Origin of the sequence: Bilifractor porci (assembly GCF_009696005.1) — a bacterium.
GTDB lineage: Bacteria > Bacillota > Clostridia > Lachnospirales > Lachnospiraceae > Bilifractor > Bilifractor porci.
The window spans coordinates 312,617-333,007 of the sequence record NZ_VUMV01000002.1; the positions used below are offsets into that span (position 1 = coordinate 312,617).

21 protein-coding genes and 2 tRNA genes are annotated in these 20,391 nt (G+C 49.8%); 16 read left to right on the forward strand and 7 right to left on the reverse strand.

Annotated elements, in window-relative coordinates; genetic code table 11:
* Positions 1–10: 10 nt before the first annotated feature.
* Positions 11–2,242 carry an anaerobic ribonucleoside-triphosphate reductase gene (gene nrdD / locus FYJ60_RS04240; protein WP_330579104.1) on the reverse strand — a complete coding sequence of 744 codons (2,232 nt, stop codon included), beginning with the start codon at positions 2,240–2,242 and terminating at the stop codon, positions 11–13.
* Positions 2,243–2,481: 239 nt separating this feature from the next.
* On the reverse strand, positions 2,482–3,921 hold the full coding sequence (gene proS / locus FYJ60_RS04245; RefSeq protein WP_154457316.1) for a proline--tRNA ligase: 1,440 nt from the start codon (positions 3,919–3,921) through the stop codon (positions 2,482–2,484).
* 245 nt (positions 3,922–4,166) lie between these two features.
* Between proS and FYJ60_RS04250 the strand changes: the two genes are divergently transcribed.
* The 8 genes from FYJ60_RS04250 (at position 4,167) to FYJ60_RS04285 (ending at position 12,996) form a co-directional block, all read left to right on the forward strand.
* A complete protein-coding gene (locus FYJ60_RS04250) occupies positions 4,167–5,501 on the forward strand; it encodes a CCA tRNA nucleotidyltransferase (protein ID WP_154457590.1) in 1,335 nt (444 codons plus the stop codon).
* A gap of 149 nt (positions 5,502–5,650) precedes the next feature.
* Positions 5,651–5,923, forward strand: a complete 273-nt coding sequence (locus FYJ60_RS04255) for an HU family DNA-binding protein (protein ID WP_154457317.1) — start codon at positions 5,651–5,653, stop codon at positions 5,921–5,923.
* A 3-nt stretch (positions 5,924–5,926) separates the two neighbouring features.
* Positions 5,927–6,166, forward strand: coding sequence for an RNA-binding S4 domain-containing protein (locus tag FYJ60_RS04260; RefSeq protein WP_154457318.1), 240 nt, complete (start codon positions 5,927–5,929; stop codon positions 6,164–6,166).
* A gap of 48 nt (positions 6,167–6,214) precedes the next feature.
* A complete protein-coding gene (locus FYJ60_RS04265; protein ID WP_154457319.1) occupies positions 6,215–6,535 on the forward strand; it encodes an FtsB family cell division protein in 321 nt (106 codons plus the stop codon).
* 60 nt (positions 6,536–6,595) lie between these two features.
* Positions 6,596–8,170, forward strand: a complete 1,575-nt coding sequence (tilS, locus tag FYJ60_RS04270) for a tRNA lysidine(34) synthetase TilS (protein ID WP_205838958.1) — start codon at positions 6,596–6,598, stop codon at positions 8,168–8,170.
* A gap of 78 nt (positions 8,171–8,248) precedes the next feature.
* Positions 8,249–8,773, forward strand: coding sequence for a hypoxanthine phosphoribosyltransferase (gene hpt, locus FYJ60_RS04275; protein ID WP_154457321.1), 525 nt, complete (start codon positions 8,249–8,251; stop codon positions 8,771–8,773).
* Positions 8,774–8,820: 47 nt separating this feature from the next.
* The gene (gene ftsH, locus FYJ60_RS04280; RefSeq protein WP_154457591.1) at positions 8,821–10,611 is read left to right on the forward strand and encodes an ATP-dependent zinc metalloprotease FtsH; all 1,791 of its coding nucleotides are present in this window, start codon (positions 8,821–8,823) and stop codon (positions 10,609–10,611) included.
* 237 nt (positions 10,612–10,848) lie between these two features.
* Positions 10,849–12,996 carry a glycoside hydrolase family 13 protein gene (locus FYJ60_RS04285; protein ID WP_154457322.1) on the forward strand — a complete coding sequence of 716 codons (2,148 nt, stop codon included), beginning with the start codon at positions 10,849–10,851 and terminating at the stop codon, positions 12,994–12,996.
* Between the two features lie 32 nt (positions 12,997–13,028).
* On the opposite strand, the gene FYJ60_RS04290 is transcribed toward FYJ60_RS04285, so the two are convergent.
* Positions 13,029–13,358, reverse strand: coding sequence for a branched-chain amino acid transporter permease (locus tag FYJ60_RS04290; RefSeq protein WP_154457323.1), 330 nt, complete (start codon positions 13,356–13,358; stop codon positions 13,029–13,031).
* Complete coding sequence (locus tag FYJ60_RS04295) at positions 13,355–14,176, reverse strand: AzlC family ABC transporter permease (protein WP_154457324.1); 822 nt, start codon at positions 14,174–14,176, stop codon at positions 13,355–13,357. Before FYJ60_RS04295 ends, FYJ60_RS04290 begins: the two co-directional genes overlap by 4 nt.
* A gap of 126 nt (positions 14,177–14,302) precedes the next feature.
* Between FYJ60_RS04295 and FYJ60_RS04300 the strand changes: the two genes are divergently transcribed.
* Both FYJ60_RS04300 and FYJ60_RS04305 read left to right on the forward strand, forming a co-directional pair.
* Positions 14,303–14,384 (forward strand) — tRNA-Tyr (locus tag FYJ60_RS04300).
* Between the two features lie 10 nt (positions 14,385–14,394).
* Positions 14,395–14,480: transfer RNA gene (locus FYJ60_RS04305), tRNA-Leu, on the forward strand.
* 56 nt (positions 14,481–14,536) lie between these two features.
* On the opposite strand, the gene FYJ60_RS04310 is transcribed toward FYJ60_RS04305, so the two are convergent.
* The 3 genes from FYJ60_RS04310 to FYJ60_RS04320 all read right to left on the reverse strand — a co-directional run bounded on the left by FYJ60_RS04310 (position 14,537) and on the right by FYJ60_RS04320 (position 16,953).
* Entirely contained in the window at positions 14,537–15,658 is a 1,122-nt protein-coding gene (locus FYJ60_RS04310) for a tyrosine-type recombinase/integrase (RefSeq protein WP_154457325.1), read from the reverse strand.
* Positions 15,659–15,968: 310 nt separating this feature from the next.
* Complete coding sequence (locus FYJ60_RS04315; protein WP_154457326.1) at positions 15,969–16,277, reverse strand: helix-turn-helix domain-containing protein; 309 nt, start codon at positions 16,275–16,277, stop codon at positions 15,969–15,971.
* Positions 16,278–16,293: 16 nt separating this feature from the next.
* Positions 16,294–16,953, reverse strand: a complete 660-nt coding sequence (locus FYJ60_RS04320; protein ID WP_330579107.1) for a LexA family protein — start codon at positions 16,951–16,953, stop codon at positions 16,294–16,296.
* Positions 16,954–17,011: 58 nt separating this feature from the next.
* Between FYJ60_RS04320 and FYJ60_RS04325 the strand changes: the two genes are divergently transcribed.
* The 6 genes from FYJ60_RS04325 (at position 17,012) to FYJ60_RS04350 (ending at position 20,389) form a co-directional block, all read left to right on the forward strand.
* A complete protein-coding gene (locus tag FYJ60_RS04325; protein WP_154457328.1) occupies positions 17,012–17,353 on the forward strand; it encodes a helix-turn-helix domain-containing protein in 342 nt (113 codons plus the stop codon).
* A 220-nt stretch (positions 17,354–17,573) separates the two neighbouring features.
* Complete coding sequence (locus tag FYJ60_RS04330; RefSeq protein ID WP_154457329.1) at positions 17,574–17,762, forward strand: hypothetical protein; 189 nt, start codon at positions 17,574–17,576, stop codon at positions 17,760–17,762.
* Positions 17,763–17,874: 112 nt separating this feature from the next.
* Positions 17,875–19,035: an SNF2-related protein gene (locus tag FYJ60_RS04335; protein ID WP_235903316.1), complete on the forward strand. Its 1,161-nt coding sequence runs from the start codon at positions 17,875–17,877 to the stop codon at positions 19,033–19,035.
* Positions 19,022–19,927 (forward strand): pentapeptide repeat-containing protein, encoded by a 906-nt coding sequence (locus FYJ60_RS04340; RefSeq protein WP_154457330.1) that lies wholly within the window; start codon positions 19,022–19,024, stop codon positions 19,925–19,927. The genes FYJ60_RS04335 and FYJ60_RS04340 overlap by 14 nt, the downstream gene beginning before the upstream one ends.
* Positions 19,917–20,114, forward strand: coding sequence for a hypothetical protein (locus tag FYJ60_RS04345; RefSeq protein WP_154457331.1), 198 nt, complete (start codon positions 19,917–19,919; stop codon positions 20,112–20,114). The genes FYJ60_RS04340 and FYJ60_RS04345 overlap by 11 nt, the downstream gene beginning before the upstream one ends.
* A complete protein-coding gene (locus FYJ60_RS04350) occupies positions 20,111–20,389 on the forward strand; it encodes an ImmA/IrrE family metallo-endopeptidase (RefSeq protein WP_154457332.1) in 279 nt (92 codons plus the stop codon). Before FYJ60_RS04345 ends, FYJ60_RS04350 begins: the two co-directional genes overlap by 4 nt.
* Positions 20,390–20,391: the final 2 nt, after the last annotated feature.

Below are 20,391 nucleotides of genomic sequence, written 5' to 3' on the forward strand. Positions count from 1 at the left end.
GTGTCTTATCTTACAGGTGCAGCACCCTGTCCTTGATCTCCTGTGTTCTCCCCTGGTTCCAGAACTGTGTTCCGATGTAACCGCAGGTCCGGCGCGCGACAGACATCTTGCTCTGGTCCGTGTTGCCGCAGTTCGGGCATACCCAGATCAGTTTGCCGTGCTCGTCCTCTTTAATCTGGATCTCACCGTCATAGCCGCATACTTCACAGTAATCGCTCTTGGTGTTCAGCTCCGCGTACATGATATTGTCGTAGATAAATTTCATGACCGACAGAACCGCCGGGATATTGTCCTGCATATTCGGCACTTCCACATAGCTGATGGCACCGCCCGGAGACAGCTCCTGGAATTCGGACTCAAACTTCAGCTTCGTAAAGGCGTCGATCTTTTCCCGCACGTTCACGTGGTAGGAGTTGGTAATGTAGTTGTGGTCGGTGACGTCCTTGATGATTCCGAACCGCTTCTGCAGGCACTTCGCAAATTTGTAGGTCGTGGACTCCATGGGGGTGCCGTACAGGGAGTAGCTGATGTTTTCCGCCGCCCTCCATTTGGCGCAGGCGTCGTTCAGTTTTTTCATGACGGCCAGGGCAAAGGGCTTTGCCTCCGGATCCGTGTGGCTCTTTCCTGTCATGTACACGCACATCTCATACAGGCCGGCATAGCCCAGGGAAATGGTGGAGTAGTTATTAAACAGAAGCTTGTCGATGGTCTCTCCCTTTTTCAGGCGGGCCAGCGCGCCGTACTGCCACAGAATCGGGGCAACATCGGATACCGTGCCCAGGAGACGCTCATGACGGCAGCGCAGCGCCCTGTGACAGAGTTCCAGCCGCTCATCCAGAATCTCCCAGAATTTGTCCATATCCCTGCCGGAAGAACATGCCACATCGACCAGGTTGATGGTGACGACGCCCTGATTAAAGCGGCCGTAGTATTTATGTTTGCCCTCTGTGTAGTTGCCGCAGTTGGAGACATTGCCCTCGTCGCACTGTCCCTGATCCGGGGTGAGGAAGGAACGGCAGCCCATGCAGGGATAAACATCGCCCTTCAGCTCCTTCATCTTTTTGGCGGAGATATAATCCGGAACCATCCGTTTGGCCGTGCATTTTGCCGCCAGTTCCGTAAGACTCCGGTATTTGGAATCCTCGTGGATATTATCTTCATCCAGAACGTAAATCAGTTTCGGGAACGCCGGGGTGACCCAGACGCCTTTTTCGTTTTTGACGCCCTGCATTCTCTGGATCAGAACCTCGCGGATAATGGCGGCCAGATCTTCTCTGGTCTGTCCTTCCGGAACCTCATCCAGGTACATAAACATGGTGACAAAAGGCGCCTGCCCGTTGCAGGTCATCAGCGTGATCAGCTGGTACTGGATGGTCTGGATGCCGCTTCGTATTTCCTCTGCCAGCCGCCTTTCTGTTACCTTGGAGATGATTTCGGGATCCATGCTCTCTCCGCAGGATTTTCGCTCTTCCTCCACCAGCTTACGGATTTTTTTACGGCTGATGTCCACAAAAGGAGCCAGGTGCGCCAGAGAGAAGGACTGTCCTCCGTACTGGTTGGAGGCGACCTGGGCTACAATCTGTGTCGTTACGTTGCAGGCGGTGAAGAAGCTGTGCGGCTTTTCAATCAGGGTTTCGCTGATTACCGTTCCGTTCTGCAGCATATCCTCCAGGTTGATCAGGTCACAGTTGTGCTCCTTCTGGGCAAAATAATCGGAATCATGGAAATGGATGATGCCTGCCTCGTGGGCGCGGACAATTTCTTCCGGAAGGAGAATACGGCGGGACAGATCCTTGCTGACCTCGCCGGCCATGTAATCACGCTGGGTGGAATTGATGACGGGGTTCTTGTTGGAGTTTTCCTGCTTTACTTCCTCGTTCATCTGGTTGATCAGAGCCAGGATGCCGTTATCGGTGGTGTTTGATTTTCTTGCCAGCTGTCTCTTGTAGCGGTAGCGCACATATTTCTGCGCAACCTCATAGCCACGCATCTCCATAATGCCGGTCTCTACCAGATCCTGGATGTCCTCTACGTTGATGGCATGGGGATAATCCGCGACCTGCTTTGCGATTTTTTCCGCCACTGCCAGAATCTGGTATTCATTCAACTGGTGGATTTTATCCACTTCCCGGTTTGCCTTGCTGATTGCGTTTACAATTTTGCTGATATCAAAAGAAACCTCTTCCCCGCTGCGCTTAATGACATTGGTTTTGATTTCCATATCAAGATCCATCTGCTGCATCCTTCTTCACTCCTCTTTTCTTCTGATTCTTCTGTGGTTTTATCCGGTCCCCCGCTGCCGGTCTGTCCGGCTGTTTTTCCGGATTTCTGCACCAGCACGCCGGATGCCCTATATGATACAATATTTAGTACAGAAATTAAAAAACAGGCACAAGATATTGTGCCTGTTTATCATAACCTAAATCTTCCGAAAAGGGAAGGATAAAGTTGCATAAAACAAAATGATTTTTTTGTAAAGGATTAGTACGCCTTGCCCCAGAACACCATCTTTTTTGCAGGGCGTCCGCAGCAGACACAGGTGTCTGCAATCTGTTCCTGCTCAAACGGAATGCAGCGGCTGGTTGCCGTGGTGTCCGCCTTTATTTTTTCCTCGCAGGCGGGATCCCCGCACCACATGGCGCGGACAAACCCGGGTTTGTTGTTGACGATTTCCTTAAACTCCTCGTAGTTGTGAGCGTCGTAGGTGTGGCTGTCGCGATGTGTCTTTGCGCGCAGGAACATATCTTTCTGGATGGTTTCCAGGAGCTGCGGAACAACAGACGGGAGCTCGTTGATGGAGACAATGGTTTTCTCCCTTGTGTCTCTGCGGACCAGAACGGCCTGGTTCTTTTCGATGTCCTTCGGCCCAAGCTCCACACGGATCGGAATACCGCGCATCTCCTGTTCGGAGAATTTCCAGCCCGGACTCTTTTCGGAGTCATCCAGATCTGTGCGGACACCGGCACTTTCCAGAGCGGCCTTCACGGACAGGGCTTTGTCCAGAACACCTTCCGCGTCCTGGCGGATAGGGATAACCATGACCTGTGTGGGGGCAATGTGCGGGGGCAGAACCAATCCGCTGTTATCTCCGTGTACCATGATCAGCGCGCCGATAACACGGGTTGTCATTCCCCAGGAAGTCTGGTACACATATTTAACGGTGTTGTCCTTGTCTGTGAAGGTTACATCGTAGGCTCTGGCAAAAATATCGCCGAAGTTGTGGCTGGTACCGGACTGAAGCGCTTTTCCGTCGTGCATCAGCGTCTCTACGGTGTAGGTGTGGAGGGCGCCGGCAAACTTTTCCTTCTCTGTTTTCTGTCCTTTAATCACAGGGATGGCCAGGCTGTTTTCCAGAAAATCCGCATAAATATTGAGCATCTGGACGGTTCTTTCCTCGGCCTCCTCTGCAGTTGCGTGAGCGGTGTGGCCTTCCTGCCACAGAAACTCTCTGGAGCGGAGGAACGGACGGGTGGTCTTTTCCCAGCGCACCACTGAGCACCACTGGTTATACAGACGGGGAAGATCTCTGTGGGACTGGATATCCCTGGAATAGAAATCGCAGAACAGGGTCTCCGATGTAGGACGGACGCAGAGTCGTTCGGTCAGTTTTTCCTGTCCGCCGGAGGTAACCCACGCAACCTCCGGAGCAAATCCCTGAACCAGCTCCGACTCTTTATTAAGAAGACTTTCGGGAATCAGCATGGGCATATATACATTTTTCACGCCGGTTGCCTTAAAGCGGGCATCCAGATCCTTCTGAATGTTTTCCCACAGTGCGTAGCCGGCGGGCTTGATTGCCATGCAGCCTTTTACGCTGGTATATCCGATCAGATCCGCCTTGATGCAGACATCGGTATACCACTGCGCGAAATCTTCATCCATGGAAGTGATGGCCTGTACTAATTTTTTCTCTTTTGCCATGGTAAAATTCCTCCCCGGAATATGTTAATATCAGTAAAGACAGCAGGAATTATTGTAGAATAGGAGGAGGGGTGCTGTCAAGGTGTCGAGACGGCGTCCAGGCATCGGGAGGACACATGGCATTGACAGAAAGCGCGTGTGTTTTTAAGATGATCTGGAAAAAGACAGCCGGTATTTCAGAGGGCAGGGAGGTCTGGAACATGCCGGGGCGCAGGCACAGCCGGAAGGACAGGAGGAAAGAAAGCATGCAGATACGTCTGCCGGGAACGGTAAAAACCATCTTGAATACACTGCACCACGCGGGATATGAGGCCTACGCGGTGGGAGGCTGTGTCAGGGATTCTCTTCTGCACCGGGTTCCGGACGACTGGGATATTACGACATCCGCCAGGCCGGAGCAGGTCAAGGCGCTGTTTTCCCATACGGTGGACACGGGCATCGAGCATGGGACGGTAACGGTTCTGATCGGAAGCAAAACCCATGAGGTGACAACGTACCGGATTGACGGAAAATACGAGGACTGCCGGCACCCGGAAAATGTCACCTTCACCGCCAGCCTGAAGGAAGATCTGAAGAGGCGCGATTTCACGATCAATGCCATGGCATACAATGAGGAAGAGGGGCTGATTGATCTCTACGGGGGGCTGAAGGATCTGGAGGCCGGGGTGATCCGCTGCGTGGGTCCTGCCGAGGAACGATTTTCCGAGGACGCGCTGCGAATCCTGCGCGCGGTCCGTTTTTCCGCCCAGCTGGATTTTTCCATAGACCGGGACACCCTGGCCGGGGTGATCCTTCTTGCCCCGAATCTGGAGAAAATCAGCGCGGAGAGAATCTGTACAGAACTGACCAAGCTGATTGTCTCCGATCATCCGGAGTATCTGAAGGTGGCATACGAAGCGGGAATCACAAAGGTGATTCTTCCGGAATTTGACGCCATGATGCAGACACCGCAGAATAATCCGCATCACAGGTATAATGTAGGAGAACACACCCTTGCGGCCATGCGGGCCATACAGAACCGGCGCCTCCTGCGTTTTACCATGCTGCTGCACGACATGGGAAAGCCGTCCTGCCGCACCACGGACGCCGACGGGGTGGATCATTTCTTCGGACACGGACCGAAGGGGGCGGAAATTGCGGAGAAGGTGATGCGCCGTCTGAAGATGGACAACGACACCATACGGAAGACAGTAAAACTGATTTATTATCATGACTGGTGGATCCGGCCGGAAGAGGCAGAAGTGCGGAAGGCCGTGTGCGTCATCGGAAAGGAACTGTTTCCGGCATGGCTGAAGGTGCAGGACGCGGACGCCATGGCGCAGAGCGAATACCAGAGAGAAGAAAAGCTGACCCGCATCATACGGGTTGCGCAGCTTTACGATAAGATCATCGGGGAAGGGCAGTGCGTCAGCCTGGACGGGCTTGCCGTCAGCGGAAAGGATCTGCTGGACGCGGGCGTGCCGCGGGGACCGGAAATCGGCAGAAATCTTCAGAAAGCGCTGGAACTTGTGCTGAAGGACCAGAGCAAGAACAGGAAGGACATTCTGCTGAAGGAGCTGGGAGTCGCCGGGAGAAACTGACCGCTTTTCCTGCGGCTTGTCAGGAAGTGCCGCCCGCGCTGTCCCGCTTTGGCTCCGGGACCTGTCTGTGTACATAAGTTCACTTGACAAAGAAACAGCGGGAAGGTATATATATCTTAATTACTTTTCTTTTTTAGGAGGATAATAAAATGAATAAAACTGAATTGATTGCCGAGATTGCAGAGAAAGCCGGTCTGTCCAAAAAGGACTCCGAGGCAGCTGTAAAGGCATTTGTTGACGCTGTTTCAGAAAGCCTGAAAAAAGGAGACAAGGTGCAGCTGGTCGGCTTCGGTACTTTTGAAGTTTCCGAGAGACCTGCACGTACCGGCAGAAATCCTCAGACCGGCGAGACCATTGAGATCGCCGCGTCCAGAACTCCGAAGTTCAAAGCAGGAAAAGCACTGAAGGATATGTTCAAGTAATCAATGAGGTTAGATAAATATCTGAAGGTTTCCCGCCTGATTAAGCGGCGGACAGTGGCCAATGAGGCGTGCGACGCCGGAAGGGTACTTCTGAACGGCAAACCCGCGCGGGCCTCATCGCCCGTCAAAGCCGGAGATGTCATTGAGATTCTGTTCGGAACAAAATCGGTAAAGGCAGAGGTGCTGGATGTGCAGGAAACCGTGAAAAAAGAAGGCGCCCAGGAGCTTTACAGGTATCTGTAAGAGGGAAACCGGGAACGCCTGTAACAGAGTATGACAGGATGAAGATACATGCGTCAGAATAAGAAAACCATGATTGGCATTATCCTTGTGGTGTTTGCCCTGATGGCGGTGCTTCTGGTCATGAGCCGGCGGCTGCAGACCAGGATCAGCGCGGGACAGGAGGAGATTTCTTCTCTGTCCGAACAGACGGAGCAGGAGAACCAGCGGACAGAAGATATCAACAGTCTGCAGGAGGAAATGCAGAGCGACAGCTATAAGGAAGAATATGCCAAGGAAAAGCTGGGATTGATCAAAGACGGTGAGATAATCTTCAGGGAGTCAGACGGCAGCACAGATCAGGCGGTCAAATCAGACAGCAGTAATGGATAAACAGAGCCATGTCCGGAATCAAAAACGGACATGGCTCTTTGTGATACGATGCGGGAGAAGATGGAAAGAACAGTGAGGGAAGCGGGAAGAGGCGCGGGCACGGATCCGTTTACGGAAAGAATACGGCAGTATATCGAAAAATATCGGTTGATCCGGGCCGGGGATTCTGTCTGTGCAGGGCTCTCCGGAGGGGCGGATTCTGTCTGTCTGCTGATGGCGCTGGTGTATCTGCGGGATCATGGGGAACTCCCGCCCGCAGTGAGCCTTTCGGCGGTACACGTCAATCACTGCCTCCGCGGAGCAGAGAGTGACAAAGACCAGGACTTTGTCCGGGCGCTGTGCGGGGAAAGGAAAATTCCACTCTACATGTACTCCTATCCGGTGCGGGAGATCGCCGGAAACAGGGGAATGGGGGAGGAAGAAACCGGCCGCCTGCTGCGCAGAGAGGCCTACGCGGAATGCATACATAAACACGGGGTGTCTGTGATTGCCCTGGCGCATCACAGAAATGACTGCGCTGAGACTTTCCTTTTTCACGCGGCACGGGGAAGCTCCCTGAAGGGGATGGCGGGAATCCGCCCGGCAGCCGAATTTGCCGGAGCCCGCATGATCCGCCCCCTGCTGTGTGTCCGGCGGGATGAGATAGAGGACTGGCTCTCCGCACGGAAGATACCATGGCGGACGGACAGGACAAATCTGGAGGATGATTATACCCGGAACGGAATCCGGCACCGTGTGATCCCCTATCTGGAGGAGCATGTCAATACCGGAGCGGTGGATCATATGGCAGATCTGGCGGGGGATCTGGCGGAAGCAGAGGATTATCTTGCCAAAGAAACGCAGAAGGCGGAGAAAAAATATGTCTCACGGTGCGGCGGTACGGCCTTTATCCGCGACGAACTCCGGCAGGAGCCGGAAATCCTGCAGAAAAGGGTTCTTTACGAGGCGTTCTGCGGGTTTGGTGGTTCCGAAAAGAACGTGGGCAGGACACAGATTCTGGATCTGAAAAGACTGATGGACCGTCCGGCCGGAAAACAGCTGGATCTTCCTTATGGCGTGCGGGCGCTTCGGGAATATGAGGGAATCCGGCTGCTGCGGGGTGCGGGGAAAGACAATCCGGAGAAGAAAACGCCGGACCCTGTGAAAAACACAGACGGGAAAACACCCGGAACATCGCTTCCGTGTCCGGGGGAGATGGAATACGGGGGCTGGAGGTTTACGTGCGTGCTTCACGGACAGGATGAGTTGCCCCGGATTCTGGAGCGGTTAAACCGGGAGTCAGAACTGGCGAGGAAAAAGAGCGGGGAAGACAGCCGGACACAGGAGCCGGCAGAAACCGGCGGGAAAAAACAAAAGCAGTATACGAAGTGGCTGGATTATGATAAAATTAAAAACGATTTATCCTTCCGGACGCGGCAACCGGGAGATTATCTGACGATCAGCGGAGACGGCGGGCGGAAAAAGCTGAAAAAGTATCTGATTGACAGCAAAATTCCGCGCATGGAAAGAGAAAAGCTGGTCTTGCTGGCATCCGGCAGCGAGGTCTGGTGGATTGTCGGATACCGGATCAGCGGGAGCTGCCGGGTTACGGAGAATACGCGGCGGATTCTGGAAATTTCCGCAGAAGAAATTTAAGAAGAGAACCGGAAGCGTCCGGCCGTCCGCAAGGAGACGCCCGGAGACCGGAGAAATCACAAGGGAGAGGAGCCGGAAATGGCAGACAATATCAGTGTGTTAATCAGTGAAGAAGAACTGGATAAAAGAATTCGCGAGCTGGGAGCCCAGATCAGCAGAGAGTACGAGGGAAAAGAGCTTCACATGATCTGTGTCCTGAAAGGGGGCGTATTCTTCATGGTGGAGCTGGCAAAGCGGATTACCGTTCCGGTCAGCCTGGACTTTATGGCTGTTTCCAGCTACGGAAGCGGCACGGTCAGCAGCGGGTCTATCCGCATCAAAAAGGATCTGGATGAGAGCATAGAAGGAAAGGACGTGCTGATTGTAGAGGATATTATTGATTCCGGCAGGACGCTTTCCCACCTGCTGTCCCTGCTCCGGACCCGCCATCCCGCCAGCATAGAGCTGTGTACCATGCTGGACAAACCGGAGCGCCGGGAGGTAAAGGATGTTCATGTCCGCTACACCGGTTTTGTGGTTCCGGATGAATTTGTCGTCGGGTACGGGCTGGACTACGACCAGAAATACAGAAACCTTCCCTATATCGGTGTGCTAAAGGAGTAAGCAGAGAATTGGAAAGCAGACGAGGCTGGAGAATTTACCTTATTATGATGATCGGGCTGATCATCGTGTTCATGATCGTTCCGAATATTTTCAGCAGGACAGATGTAGTCAGCCGGAAACAATATGAAAATTACCTGGAGAATGATGAGGTTACGGAGGCGGAGGTTGTACAGAACCAGGAGGTTCCCACAGGGGCGGTTCTCTTTACGCTGAAGGATGGAACCGAAGGAAGAATCTACGTCAGCGATGTGGAACAGGCGCAGGATGAGCTGGATCAGTACAACGTCACCTACGAACTGCGGAATGTCTCGCATGACAGCAACCTGCTTACGGTGGCGCTTCCCATTATTGTCGGCATCCTGCTGGTTGTGGTCCTTTTCAGTATGATGGGGAGAAGCGCCGGCGGCAGCGCAAACGCCAGGATGATGGATTTCGGAAAAAGCCGGGCGCAGATGACCCGCGACAGTAAAATCCGCTTTTCTGATGTAGCCGGCATGGCAGAGGAAAAGGAGGACCTGGAGGAAATTGTGGACTTTCTCCGGAATCCCGCAAAATATACAAAGCTTGGCGCCAGAATTCCCAAGGGAATTATCCTTGTGGGCCAGCCGGGAACAGGAAAGACGCTTCTTGCCAAGGCGGTGGCCGGGGAGGCGGGAGTTCCCTTCTTCTCTATATCCGGATCGGATTTTGTGGAGATGTTTGTCGGCGTAGGCGCGTCCCGCGTCAGGGATCTGTTTGCGGAGGCGAAGAAGAATGCACCCTGCATCATCTTTATTGATGAGATTGACGCAGTCGGCCGGCGCAGGGGCACCGGTATGGGCGGCGGACACGACGAGAGAGAGCAGACACTGAACCAGCTGCTGGTGGAGATGGACGGTTTTGGCGTCAATGAGGGCATTATTGTCATGGCGGCCACAAACCGTGTGGATATTCTGGATCCGGCCATCCTTCGTCCGGGAAGATTTGACCGGAAGGTGATGGTCAGCCTGCCGGATATCCGCGGACGGGAAGCCATTCTCCGGGTACACGCCAGAAACAAGGCTCTCGGGGATGATGTGAACCTGAAGCAGATTGCCCAGACGACGGCAGGATTCTCCGGGGCAGATCTGGAAAACCTGATGAATGAGGCGGCCATCCGCGCGGCGAGGGAAGGCCATTCCTACATGTCGCAGGAAGACATCAAGGAATCCTTTATCAAGGTCGGAATCGGGACGGAAAAGAAGAGCCACGTGATTTCGGAAAAGGAGAAGCGGATCACCGCCTATCATGAGACGGGACACGCCATTCTGTTCCATGTGCTTCCGGATATGGATCCGGTTTATACCATTTCCGTTATCCCTACGGGACCCGGAGCGGCCGGATATACTATGCCCCAGCCGGAGAACGACAACATGTTCAGTACCCGCGGAAGGATGATGCAGCAGATTACGGTCGATCTGGGCGGCCGCGCGGCAGAGGAAATTATTTTTGATGATATCACCACGGGCGCGTCCCAGGATATCAAACAGGCGACCAATACGGCAAGGGCAATGGTCACGAAATACGGAATGTCCTCCCGCCTCGGCCTGGTTAATTACGGCGAGGACTCGGAAGAAGTGTTTATCGGACGGGACTGGGGACACACCAAGAGTTACAGCGAGAACGTGGCCTCTGCCATTGATGAGGAAGTGAAGGAAATTATAGAAAACTGCCATGCGCAGGCAAGACGTCTGATTGAGGAACATCGGTATGTTCTGGACACCTGTGCGCAGAGGCTGATGGAAAAAGAAAAATTGAACCGCGTGGAGTTTGAGGCAATTTTTGCAGAAGAGGCAGAAGTAAAGGCAGGGGACAGGTAATACTAGACAAAAACATATGGGTATTTTTGTGAAGTTTGTGCAGACTTTTCACAGGGGGCATGCTATTATACTTACCGTAAAACCCCCCAATACATTATATAGTTTTTGCTACACCCCAAAAAGAGAAATACCTTCTCTAAAAAAAGGCAGCCTTTACAGGCTGCCTTTTTTTACAGGCACGCGCCGCGGATACCCATACCACGGCAGCAGAACAGAAAGGATTCGGGCACTGGAAATATGGACGGAATTTTACACGGCATGGATTACACACAATATATGATCCATATGAGGCCACTGCTCAGAAAGCAGGCACTGTACAGCGATGAGACGGAAATGTTTGTCACCCCAATGGAGCCGGACCCCGGCGATGTGGTGACCATCCGTTTCCGGACCGCAAGGAATGACGCGGACCTGGTGTATCTTCATCATGAAAATGACAGGCTCCGGATGCATTTTGAGCGGACAGAGAGCGATTTTGACTACTATTCGGTAAGAGTCCCGGTGGAAGAGGATTCTTTCGCCTATTACTTTGAGATCCGGGCGGGGAAAACGATCTGCTATTATGACAGGCTGGGAACCTCTCATCAGCCGTCCACGGAGCATATGTTCCGGATTCATCCGGGATTCCATACGCCGGACTGGGCTAAAGGCTGTGTCATGTATCAGATCTTTGTGGACCGGTTCCGCAACGGAGATCCGTCCAATGATGTTCTGGATCATGAGTACAATTATATCCACCGGCACGTACACAAGGTAAACAACTGGTATCAGATGCCGGAAGCCATGGATGTCCAGAATTTTTACGGAGGCGACCTGCAGGGGGTGCTGGACAAGCTTGATTATCTGCAGAAGCTGGGAATCCGGGCCATTTACCTGAACCCGGTCTTTGTCTCCCCGTCCAATCACAAATACGATACGCAGGATTACGACTATATCGATCCGCATTTCGGGAAGATTATCACGGAGCAGAAAGAGATGAGGCCGGAGGAAGGCGTCCTTCCTGACGGTTCCGAGGATAATACGCAGGCTTCCCGGTACATTGCCAGAGTGACGGACAGAAGAAATCTGGGCGCGGGCAATGACCTCTTCATCCGTCTGGTGGAGGAAGCGCACCGCCGCGGCATGAAGGTCATCCTGGACGGAGTGTTCAATCACTGCGGATCCTTTAATAAGTGGATGGACCGGGAGAGAATCTATGAAAACCAGCAGGGATACGAAAAGGGAGCCTATATCGCCGAGGACAGTCCTTACCACAGCTTCTTCCAGTTCAATCCGGGCGGCCGCTGGCCGTTTAACGGGAATTACGACAGCTGGTGGGGGAACGATACGCTTCCCAAGCTGAATTATGAAAACTCCCGCGAGCTGCAGAAAACGATTCTCCGGATCGGGAGAAAATGGGTTTCCCCTCCCTATAACGCAGACGGCTGGCGGCTGGATGTGGCCGCGGACCTGGGGCATTCTCCGGAGTTTAACCATGCCTTTTGGAAGGAATTCCGGAAGGAGGTCAAGGACGCGAATCCGGAGGCGATTATTCTGGCGGAACATTACGGGGACGCCGACGCTTGGCTGGGCGGAGACGAATGGGACACGGTGATGAACTACGATGCCTTTATGGAGCCGGTGTCCTGGTTTCTGACCGGTATGGAAAAACACAGTGACGCCTATCGGGAAGACCTGCTGGGAAACAGTGACAGCTTTGCGGATGCCATGCGGTATCACATGACAGCCTTTTCCATGCCGTCACTGCTTACTGCCATGAATGAGCTGGATAACCATGATCACTCCCGCTTTCTGACAAGAACGAATCATCGCGTGGGGAGGGTGGCGACGCAGGGATCCGAGGCAGCTTCCAGAGATGTGGACAAGGCTGTCCTCCAGGAAGCTGTTGTTATTCAGATGACCTGGCCGGGAGCGCCCACCGTTTATTACGGGGACGAGGCCGGGCTGTGCGGCTTTACCGATCCGGATAACCGCCGGACCTATCCCTGGGGGATGGAGGATGACCAGCTGATCGACTTCTACCGGACGGTCATCGGTATTCACAATTCTCACGAGGTGTTACGGACAGGTTCTGTGATCATCCTGCACAGAGATTATAATGTGCTTGTCTACGGACGATTTAACCGTGAGGAGCAGGTTCTGGTTTGTATCAGCAACCGGGCGCAGGAATTTGATGTGGAGGCTGAGGTTTGGCCTGCCGGCATTTCCAAGGTTGATGAAAGCGTCCGGCTGAAAAAAATCCTGGAATGTGACGCGGACGGATACACAACCGCCCCGGAGGAGATACCGATGACAGCCGGAAACGTGAAGCTGCACATGGCGCCGAAGAGCGCGCTCATTCTCCTTCACAGCCGGGAAACAGATATCCGGCGGGAACAGGAGTAACTGGCAGAGTCCGGGGAGATTCGGGCTCTGTTTCAGCGGAAAACAGTCTGCACCAGAATCATGTACAGGATGGTTCCGCTGGCCATGGAGAGCAGCATCTGCCGTTTCCAGAGAAAGGTGAGCACGACGACGGCGATGGAGACCAGTTCCGGAATACCGAAGGTGCCGCCGGTGAAACGGACATCGCGGAGACAGTAGATCACCAGGAGGCCGAAAACCGCGGGCGCCAGAACTTTGCCGAGGTATGTAATATACCTCGGTGTTTTTTTGCCCTGGGGAAAGCAGATATAGGGGAGAAATCTTGTCAGGACAGTGCCCAGCACGACAGCGGCGATAGTAATAATAATCTGGAAAGAGGTCATCTCTCTTCTCCTTTCTTCCCTGGTGTCTGTCCGGCGGCAGGTTCCGTGTCGATCCATTTTCGAAATAAGGTGAGAATTCCGAGAATCAGAAGCATGGCCGGTATGATAAAACGATCTGCGCTGAACAGCAGCAGACACAGGACAGAGGACAAAAGACCGACAAATTCACTGATGTGGTTCCGGAAGAGATGCCGGAAGCCTTCCCCGTCCTTCAGCCACTGATTCATAAAAATAGTGACAAACATGGCGGTCATCACGAAATCCAGTCCCCGTGTATTGAAGGTAATCAGTGTCCCTGCCAGGCCGCCAAGAGCGGCGCCCGCGATCCAGTAGGCCTGGTCCAGCAGAGAGACCCAGAAATAAAACCAGCTTTTGTCCACATTCTCCGGGATATCCGCGGAATAGTTGACGGCAAAAGTCTCATCGCTGGTTGTGTAGATCAGATAAAACTTCTTCCACCCCATGTGCCGGTACTTATCCAGCATGGAGATCCCGTAGAACAGGTGTCTTGCGCCTACCATAACGGCGGTGGCGAAGGCAGAGAAGGGATGGAAGGAGGATACCAGGATGTCGGCCAGAAGAAACTCCATGGATCCGGTATAGATGACTGCAGCTGTCACAACCGGGAGCCAGGGCGGAAGCCCCTGAGAAACCATCAGAATCCCGTAGGTGATGCCGAGAAACACATATCCGGCCATAACGGGAAGGGTAAGAGGAAACGAAGCCTTCAGGGCACGGAAGCTGTCCTTTGTGTCTTTCGGCGCAGCCTTACGGCCGGCAGAAACTCTTTTGAAACGGGTGGTTGAAAAACGGTTCATTGTAAACAGTACCTTTCAGAAGATGCTTAGAACTGCAGACAGCACTAATAATAGAAGAACTTTTGTTAAAATTCAATCCTGTCTTGAAAACCTGATTCGGTTACGATATAATTTAATTCTGTCTGAGGGCGGTTTCCCGAGTGGCCAAAGGGGACAGACTGTAAATCTGCTAGCACTGCTTTCGGTGGTTCGAATCCACCACCGCCCATCTGCCTCATGCCGGCGTGGCGGAACTGGTAGACGCCCGGGACTTAAAATCCCGTGGGTAGCGATACCCGTACCGGTTCGATTCCGGTCGCCGGCAGGCAGCAAAGCCCCGGAAGTCCTTTATATACAAGGGTTTCCGGGGCTTTTTATATCTTACGTGTAGCAAACGTGTAGCATTTTTACAGATTTTATCTTGTCGTTGTCTTTTTCACGCATTTTTTCTGTCACATGAAAATAGACATTTTTAGTAACTTCGCTGTCCGCATGCCCGAGTCTCCGTGATATTGTTTCCAAAGGAACGCCAGATTCCGCGAGCAATGCCGTGTGTGTATGCCGCAAGCTATGTGGTGTTAATCTCCTTCCGAGTATACGCTCTGTGTTTTCTCTGAAATACTTGCTGTATACGTCATAGCAAATATAGTCACCATTGCCGTTCGACAAAAACAAGTCTGTTTGAAACACATACTGTATTTGTTCTTCTTTGGAAAACTTCTTGATCCGTTCTGCGCATTCCAACAACTCATCTTGCATGTATACATCACGTTCTGACATTTCTGTTTTTGTTGTACTGATTTTATGTATATCTCTGGAAAAAGTTTTTGTCACATGAATCTCCCTTTTCTCAAAGTCCACATCCGAATCGTTCAGAGCGATAAACTCTCCGATTCTCAAACCTGACAGAATCAGAAACTCTGTGACCAGCTTCCAACGCTCTACGGTCATGCCTGACAGCAGCTTGTCTATTTCGTCATGTTCCAGATATTTTTCTGCATCCTTTACCCGGACAGAGGGGACACGTTTATTTTGCAGCCGGTCAAGATATGACACATCATCAATATATCCTGCCTGATATGCCCATCGCATCAGGGCTTTGAATCTCGTTAGGCGTTCATTATAGGTGATGTCACTTCCAGTGTATAGCTTATCGGCCACCAAAGGCGCATTTAAGCGCTTTATGAGCGCCTTGTTACCGATTAAGCGTTTAATTGTAGAAAGCCGTCTCCGAGCCGCCTGCGCAGTCTGCGGCTTATATTCTCGCTGTTGTCTGGCAATATATTTTTCGCAGAGTTCTTCTAGGGTTAAATCTTTGACTTTTGCTTCGTGAGTAATTTTATCAATTTTTTCTCTAAGCGCTTCTTCTGCTATCCGCTCGTCCGTCCTCTTTTTTCCTGATGGTTTGATGGTGACAGTTGCAACTTTAATTTCACCAGTTAAAGGATTTTCGTATCGTTCACGATAGCAGACGTTTCCAGACTTTAATTTTTGACTCCACATCAAAATCACCTCATTACAGGACGAAGTGTAATATTACAGGACGATATTACAGGTGAAAAGCCTTATTTTATGCGGGTCTTACAGATATTACAGGACAAATCAATTTCTTAGCATTTTAATAAAAAAGTGGTTGGTTATGTCTAATATTCATAATAAGAAAAAATATAATATAGTAGTTAATATAGTAATATACTGTAATATCTGTAAGTTAAAAATTTAACAAGTCTCAAACCCTTATAAATAAAGGCTTCCCGGATATTACAGGTGCGAGTTCCCATCCTGTAATATCCTGTAATATGTACTGTAATAATTACTGATTAGATAGTAACTTGTCTATAAGTGTTGAGATTATAGCCTGATTTTCTTTGGTAAGTAGATTAAATCTGTTTTCTTCACCGACAAGTGAAGAAATAGACACTCCCAGAGCTTCTGACATGTGTCTCATGAGAACAATACCCGGATTTCTCTGTCCGGCTTCCAGTTTGCTGATGTATGACCTCTGGTTTTCCTTGGAAGCGGTTCCTATCCTGTTGGCAAGCTTCGTCTGCGTGAGTCCGAGTTCTTTTCTCCTGTCACGAACGTTTCTCCCCAACATCTTCAAAAATTCCTCATCCGTCATACACTTGACCCCCACGTTAATATTTCTGTCTATTTTCGACAACTTTTCCAATAATGTGTACAGGCACGGTTGTGATTTGCTCGTTGGTGAATTCCATAGGTTTATAAGCCGGGTTGAAGCTGATCAGGCTAATTCCGCTTTCGTACTTCATAAGCCGTTTGCATGTAGCAGAGTCTCCGTTGATTGTGGCAATAACCACATCGCCAGATTCAGCATCATCCTGTTTCCTTACAATCACGGTGTCACCTTCAGAGATTCTTGGAGACATTGAGTCTCCCTTTATCCGGAGTCCGAAAAAATCCCCAGCCTTAGCCATTGCGTCTGGTATTTCTTCCCAATCCACAACGTCGGTAATCATCTCTATGGGTATACCGGCTGCAACGTTACCCAGGACAGGTATTCTAATTCCCTTGTTTGAGTTTCCATTGGGTATTGGTGTCTCCGTTCTTCCGATGAGATAATCAATCGACACTCCAAAATAATCAGCTACTTTTTCTAATTTGTTTGTTCCAGGGGCAGATGTCCTCCATCTGCTTATTGTACCGTTCCCCATGTTTAATTCTTCCTCTAACCGAGGCAAACTGAGTCCCCTCTGATTTGCGAGGAGACGAATCCTATCTACTAGCGTCAATTTGTGTACTCCCTTCCGTCTTAAAAATGACATGAAAAAATTCATGCAAAACTATTGACAGCTAGAAAATATTCATGTAATATAAGCATGTACAGACGAGTACATGAAAATAATCTATTGGTCACTTGGCGGTGGAATCAATAGGGTATATGAATATTTTCAGCTATTTTTATGCCCTTATAATAGAATATTTTCATGCAATAGTCAATATACAAATGAACATTTTCTAGGAAAGGGGGTGAAGTTTTTGCTAGAAAAAATAAAAGCCCTTTGCGAGTCGAAGGGAGTAACCGTTTACAGGCTAGAGAAAGACCTTGGTTTTTCTTCAGGGAGCGTTTCTAAATGGGACACCAATTCTCCCAGTGTAGAAAAAGCGAAAGCCGTTGCCGATTATTTTGGCGTATCTGTCGAATCACTTTTAAAACAGAAGAATGAGAGAAACTAATGTACACATATGAAAACAGAAAGCAACTGTCTGATCGTTTCTCCATCAGTCTGTCAACTGTGGATGACCGGTTGAGAAAGATACGGAAACTCGTACCTGACAGATACCCGAAAGCGTCATTCATTGACAACGGGGGTATCCACAGAGTACGGAGTGACGTATTTGAAGATTACATGTTGAACGGAGAAAAGATCAAGGCAGGAATAGCGGAGGATTTCAAATGAATGAGACATTGAGTGAATGTATTTTAAAATCTCGTTCTGCACTCATCAGCGTTTTAGGCTGGTACGATTCAGACCCGGACAGGGCAGAAGCATATGTGCCGGCAATTGCTGAAATTGCATTGGGATACCTCAACAAAGCTGAAAAGCTGTTAGAGGAAGAAGGTGATGCAAATTGTCAGAGGTAAAGTTATTCCCATTTCAGGAAGATGTTCTGAACATGACGAAAGGTTATAACCGGGTAGCTTATTACCTTGACATGTAACGGGACTCGGTAAAACCTTCGTAGGCTCTGAGAAGATGAATCAACTCGGAGAAAAGACGAATCTGATTGTTTGCCAGAAATCCAAAATATCTGACTGGATGGAACACCTTCAGAAATTCTATTCCGGTCATGTGTACGATCTGACAAACAAGAAACAGTTCGGCAGCTTCTTGAATGACAGCTCAACGGAAACACGATTTGGAATCATAAATTATGAATTGGCTTTTCGTAGACCGGAGCTGTTGAATCTCAGAGATTACACTCTCATGTTGGATGAATCACAGCTTATTTCTAACGAGAAAGCGAAGCGGTCAAAATTCATTTTGAAGCTGCGTCCGAAGAATGTGATCCTGCTGTCTGGTTCTCCTACATCTGGAAAGTATGAAAAACTTTGGAGCCAGTGCAAGTTACTCGGATGGGACATCAGTCGTCAGGTTTTCTGGAACAGCTACATTGTTACCAAAAAAGTAGACTATGGAATCGGATTTCCAATAACCGTAGTGACTGGATATAAGAATGTAGACCATCTGAAAGAGAAGCTGCATGAACACGGAGCAGTGTTTCTGAAGACGGACGAAGTTCTTACTCTTCCAGAGCAGGTAGAGCAGACAATCAGAATCAGACCGTCGCCGGAATATAAGAAGTTCCGCAAGACATCATACCTGAAGATGAAAGACGGAACAGAGCTTGTAGGAGATAACACTCTCACAAAGATTCTGTATTCACGAAAACTATGCGGAGAGTACAGCAAAGACAAGTTGGAAGCGTTTCGTGATCTTGTGGCGTCAACTGAAGATCACCTGGTTGTGTTCTACTGCTTTACATCGGAGTTAAGAGCGCTTGAAGGAATAGCGGATGTGGAAAACCGCAAGTGTGGAGTTGTGAACGGTCAGAGAAAAGACAAGGCAGAAGACATTGACATTCTGTTCGTCCAGTATCAGGCCGGGGCTTATGGCTTAAACCTACAGGGATTCAGCAATCGTATCATTTACTTCTCATTGCCACTGGGCAAAGGCAGTTGCGATATGTGGGAGCAGAGCAAGAAGCGTATTCATCGGATAGGTCAGAATCAGACATGTTTCTACTATTACTTGTTGGTACAGAACAGTATAGAAACATGGAATATGAAAGCGCTGAAGGAAGGGAAGGAACTTACAGACAAGCTGTTTGAAAGGATGAACAATGAAGGGGTATAAGGTTTTTCATAAGGACTGGACTTGTAGAGGCAAGCATTACACTTGTCCCGGATATTTTGAGGAAGATGTAAAACCGAAAATATGTAATGCCGGAATGCACTTCTGTGAAAGAGCGTTGGATTGCTTTAATTATTGTTGCTTCAACACTGATAATCATGTTGCAGAAGTAGAAGCTGTCGGAGAAATAGATACAGACGGTGAAAAATATTGTACAAACAAGCTAAAAATCATTCGCGAAATTCCGTGGAATGAAGTTCTAAAACTTGTAAATGTCGGTAAGGATTGTACGGGAAGAGGCAACACAGGTAACTATAATGCCGGTCACTACAACACTGGAGAAGCTAATACTGGTAACTGTAATACAGGCTCAAACAATGCCGGTGAGCATAATGCCGGTTACTACAACACTGGAGAAGCTAATACTGGTGACTGTAATGCTGGTGATCGGAATGCAGGTAACCGTAATGCCGGTGATTTTAATACTGGTGATTGGAATATTGGTAGCCGTAATACCGGTGATTGGAATTTTACCAATCTGAGCACAGGGTGTTTTTGTACGGAAGAGCAGCATATCAAGATATTCGACAAAGAAACCAACTGGACAATCAATGATTGGCGCAGATCAAACGGCTATCGGGTGATGTTATATTGTCCGCAAAAGACAAAAGTTGTCGAGTGGATAGAAGAAGGGAGGATGTCCGAGAAAGAAAAAGAAGATAATCCCACATACAAAACAACAGGCGGCTATCTGAGAGTGACAGAAGAGTATCCAGACCGTCAGGCATGGTGGGACAGTCTGGATGAAGATAGTAAAAATTGTGTTTACGATCTTCCGAACTTTGATGCAGAGAAATTTTACAAATGCACAGGAATTAGAGTCGATGGAAAATAAACAGAAAATATTAACGAGGTTGTGTGAGGTCTTGCGACAGACGGATGATATGTCAGATTTACTTAGTTTTACATATCTTCCGCATGAAGACGAGGTTATCGCAAGATTTGAGAACCGCAGGAAGATGATTAAAGTTACCGCATTAAGCGGTGTATCAATGGTGAGAGAAATTATTAATAAATTATGAAAGATCATATCAAAATTCTTGGAATGACCTATAAGGTTGCAGAAGTGGAATGTGTAAACAAAGAAGAAATGAGGAAAGGTGAGATTAATTTTCTCACAAATGAAATTCGCATTGACAAAAATATGCCGGACGACCTGAAAGAACAGGCGCTTATCCATGAGGTGCTACACGCTATATTTGATCTGCTCGGATATGAAGACCTTTGCACAGACGAAAACAAGGTGCAAGGCATTGCGACCGCCTTACACCAAGTGCTTAAAGAAAACGCCCGATAGGA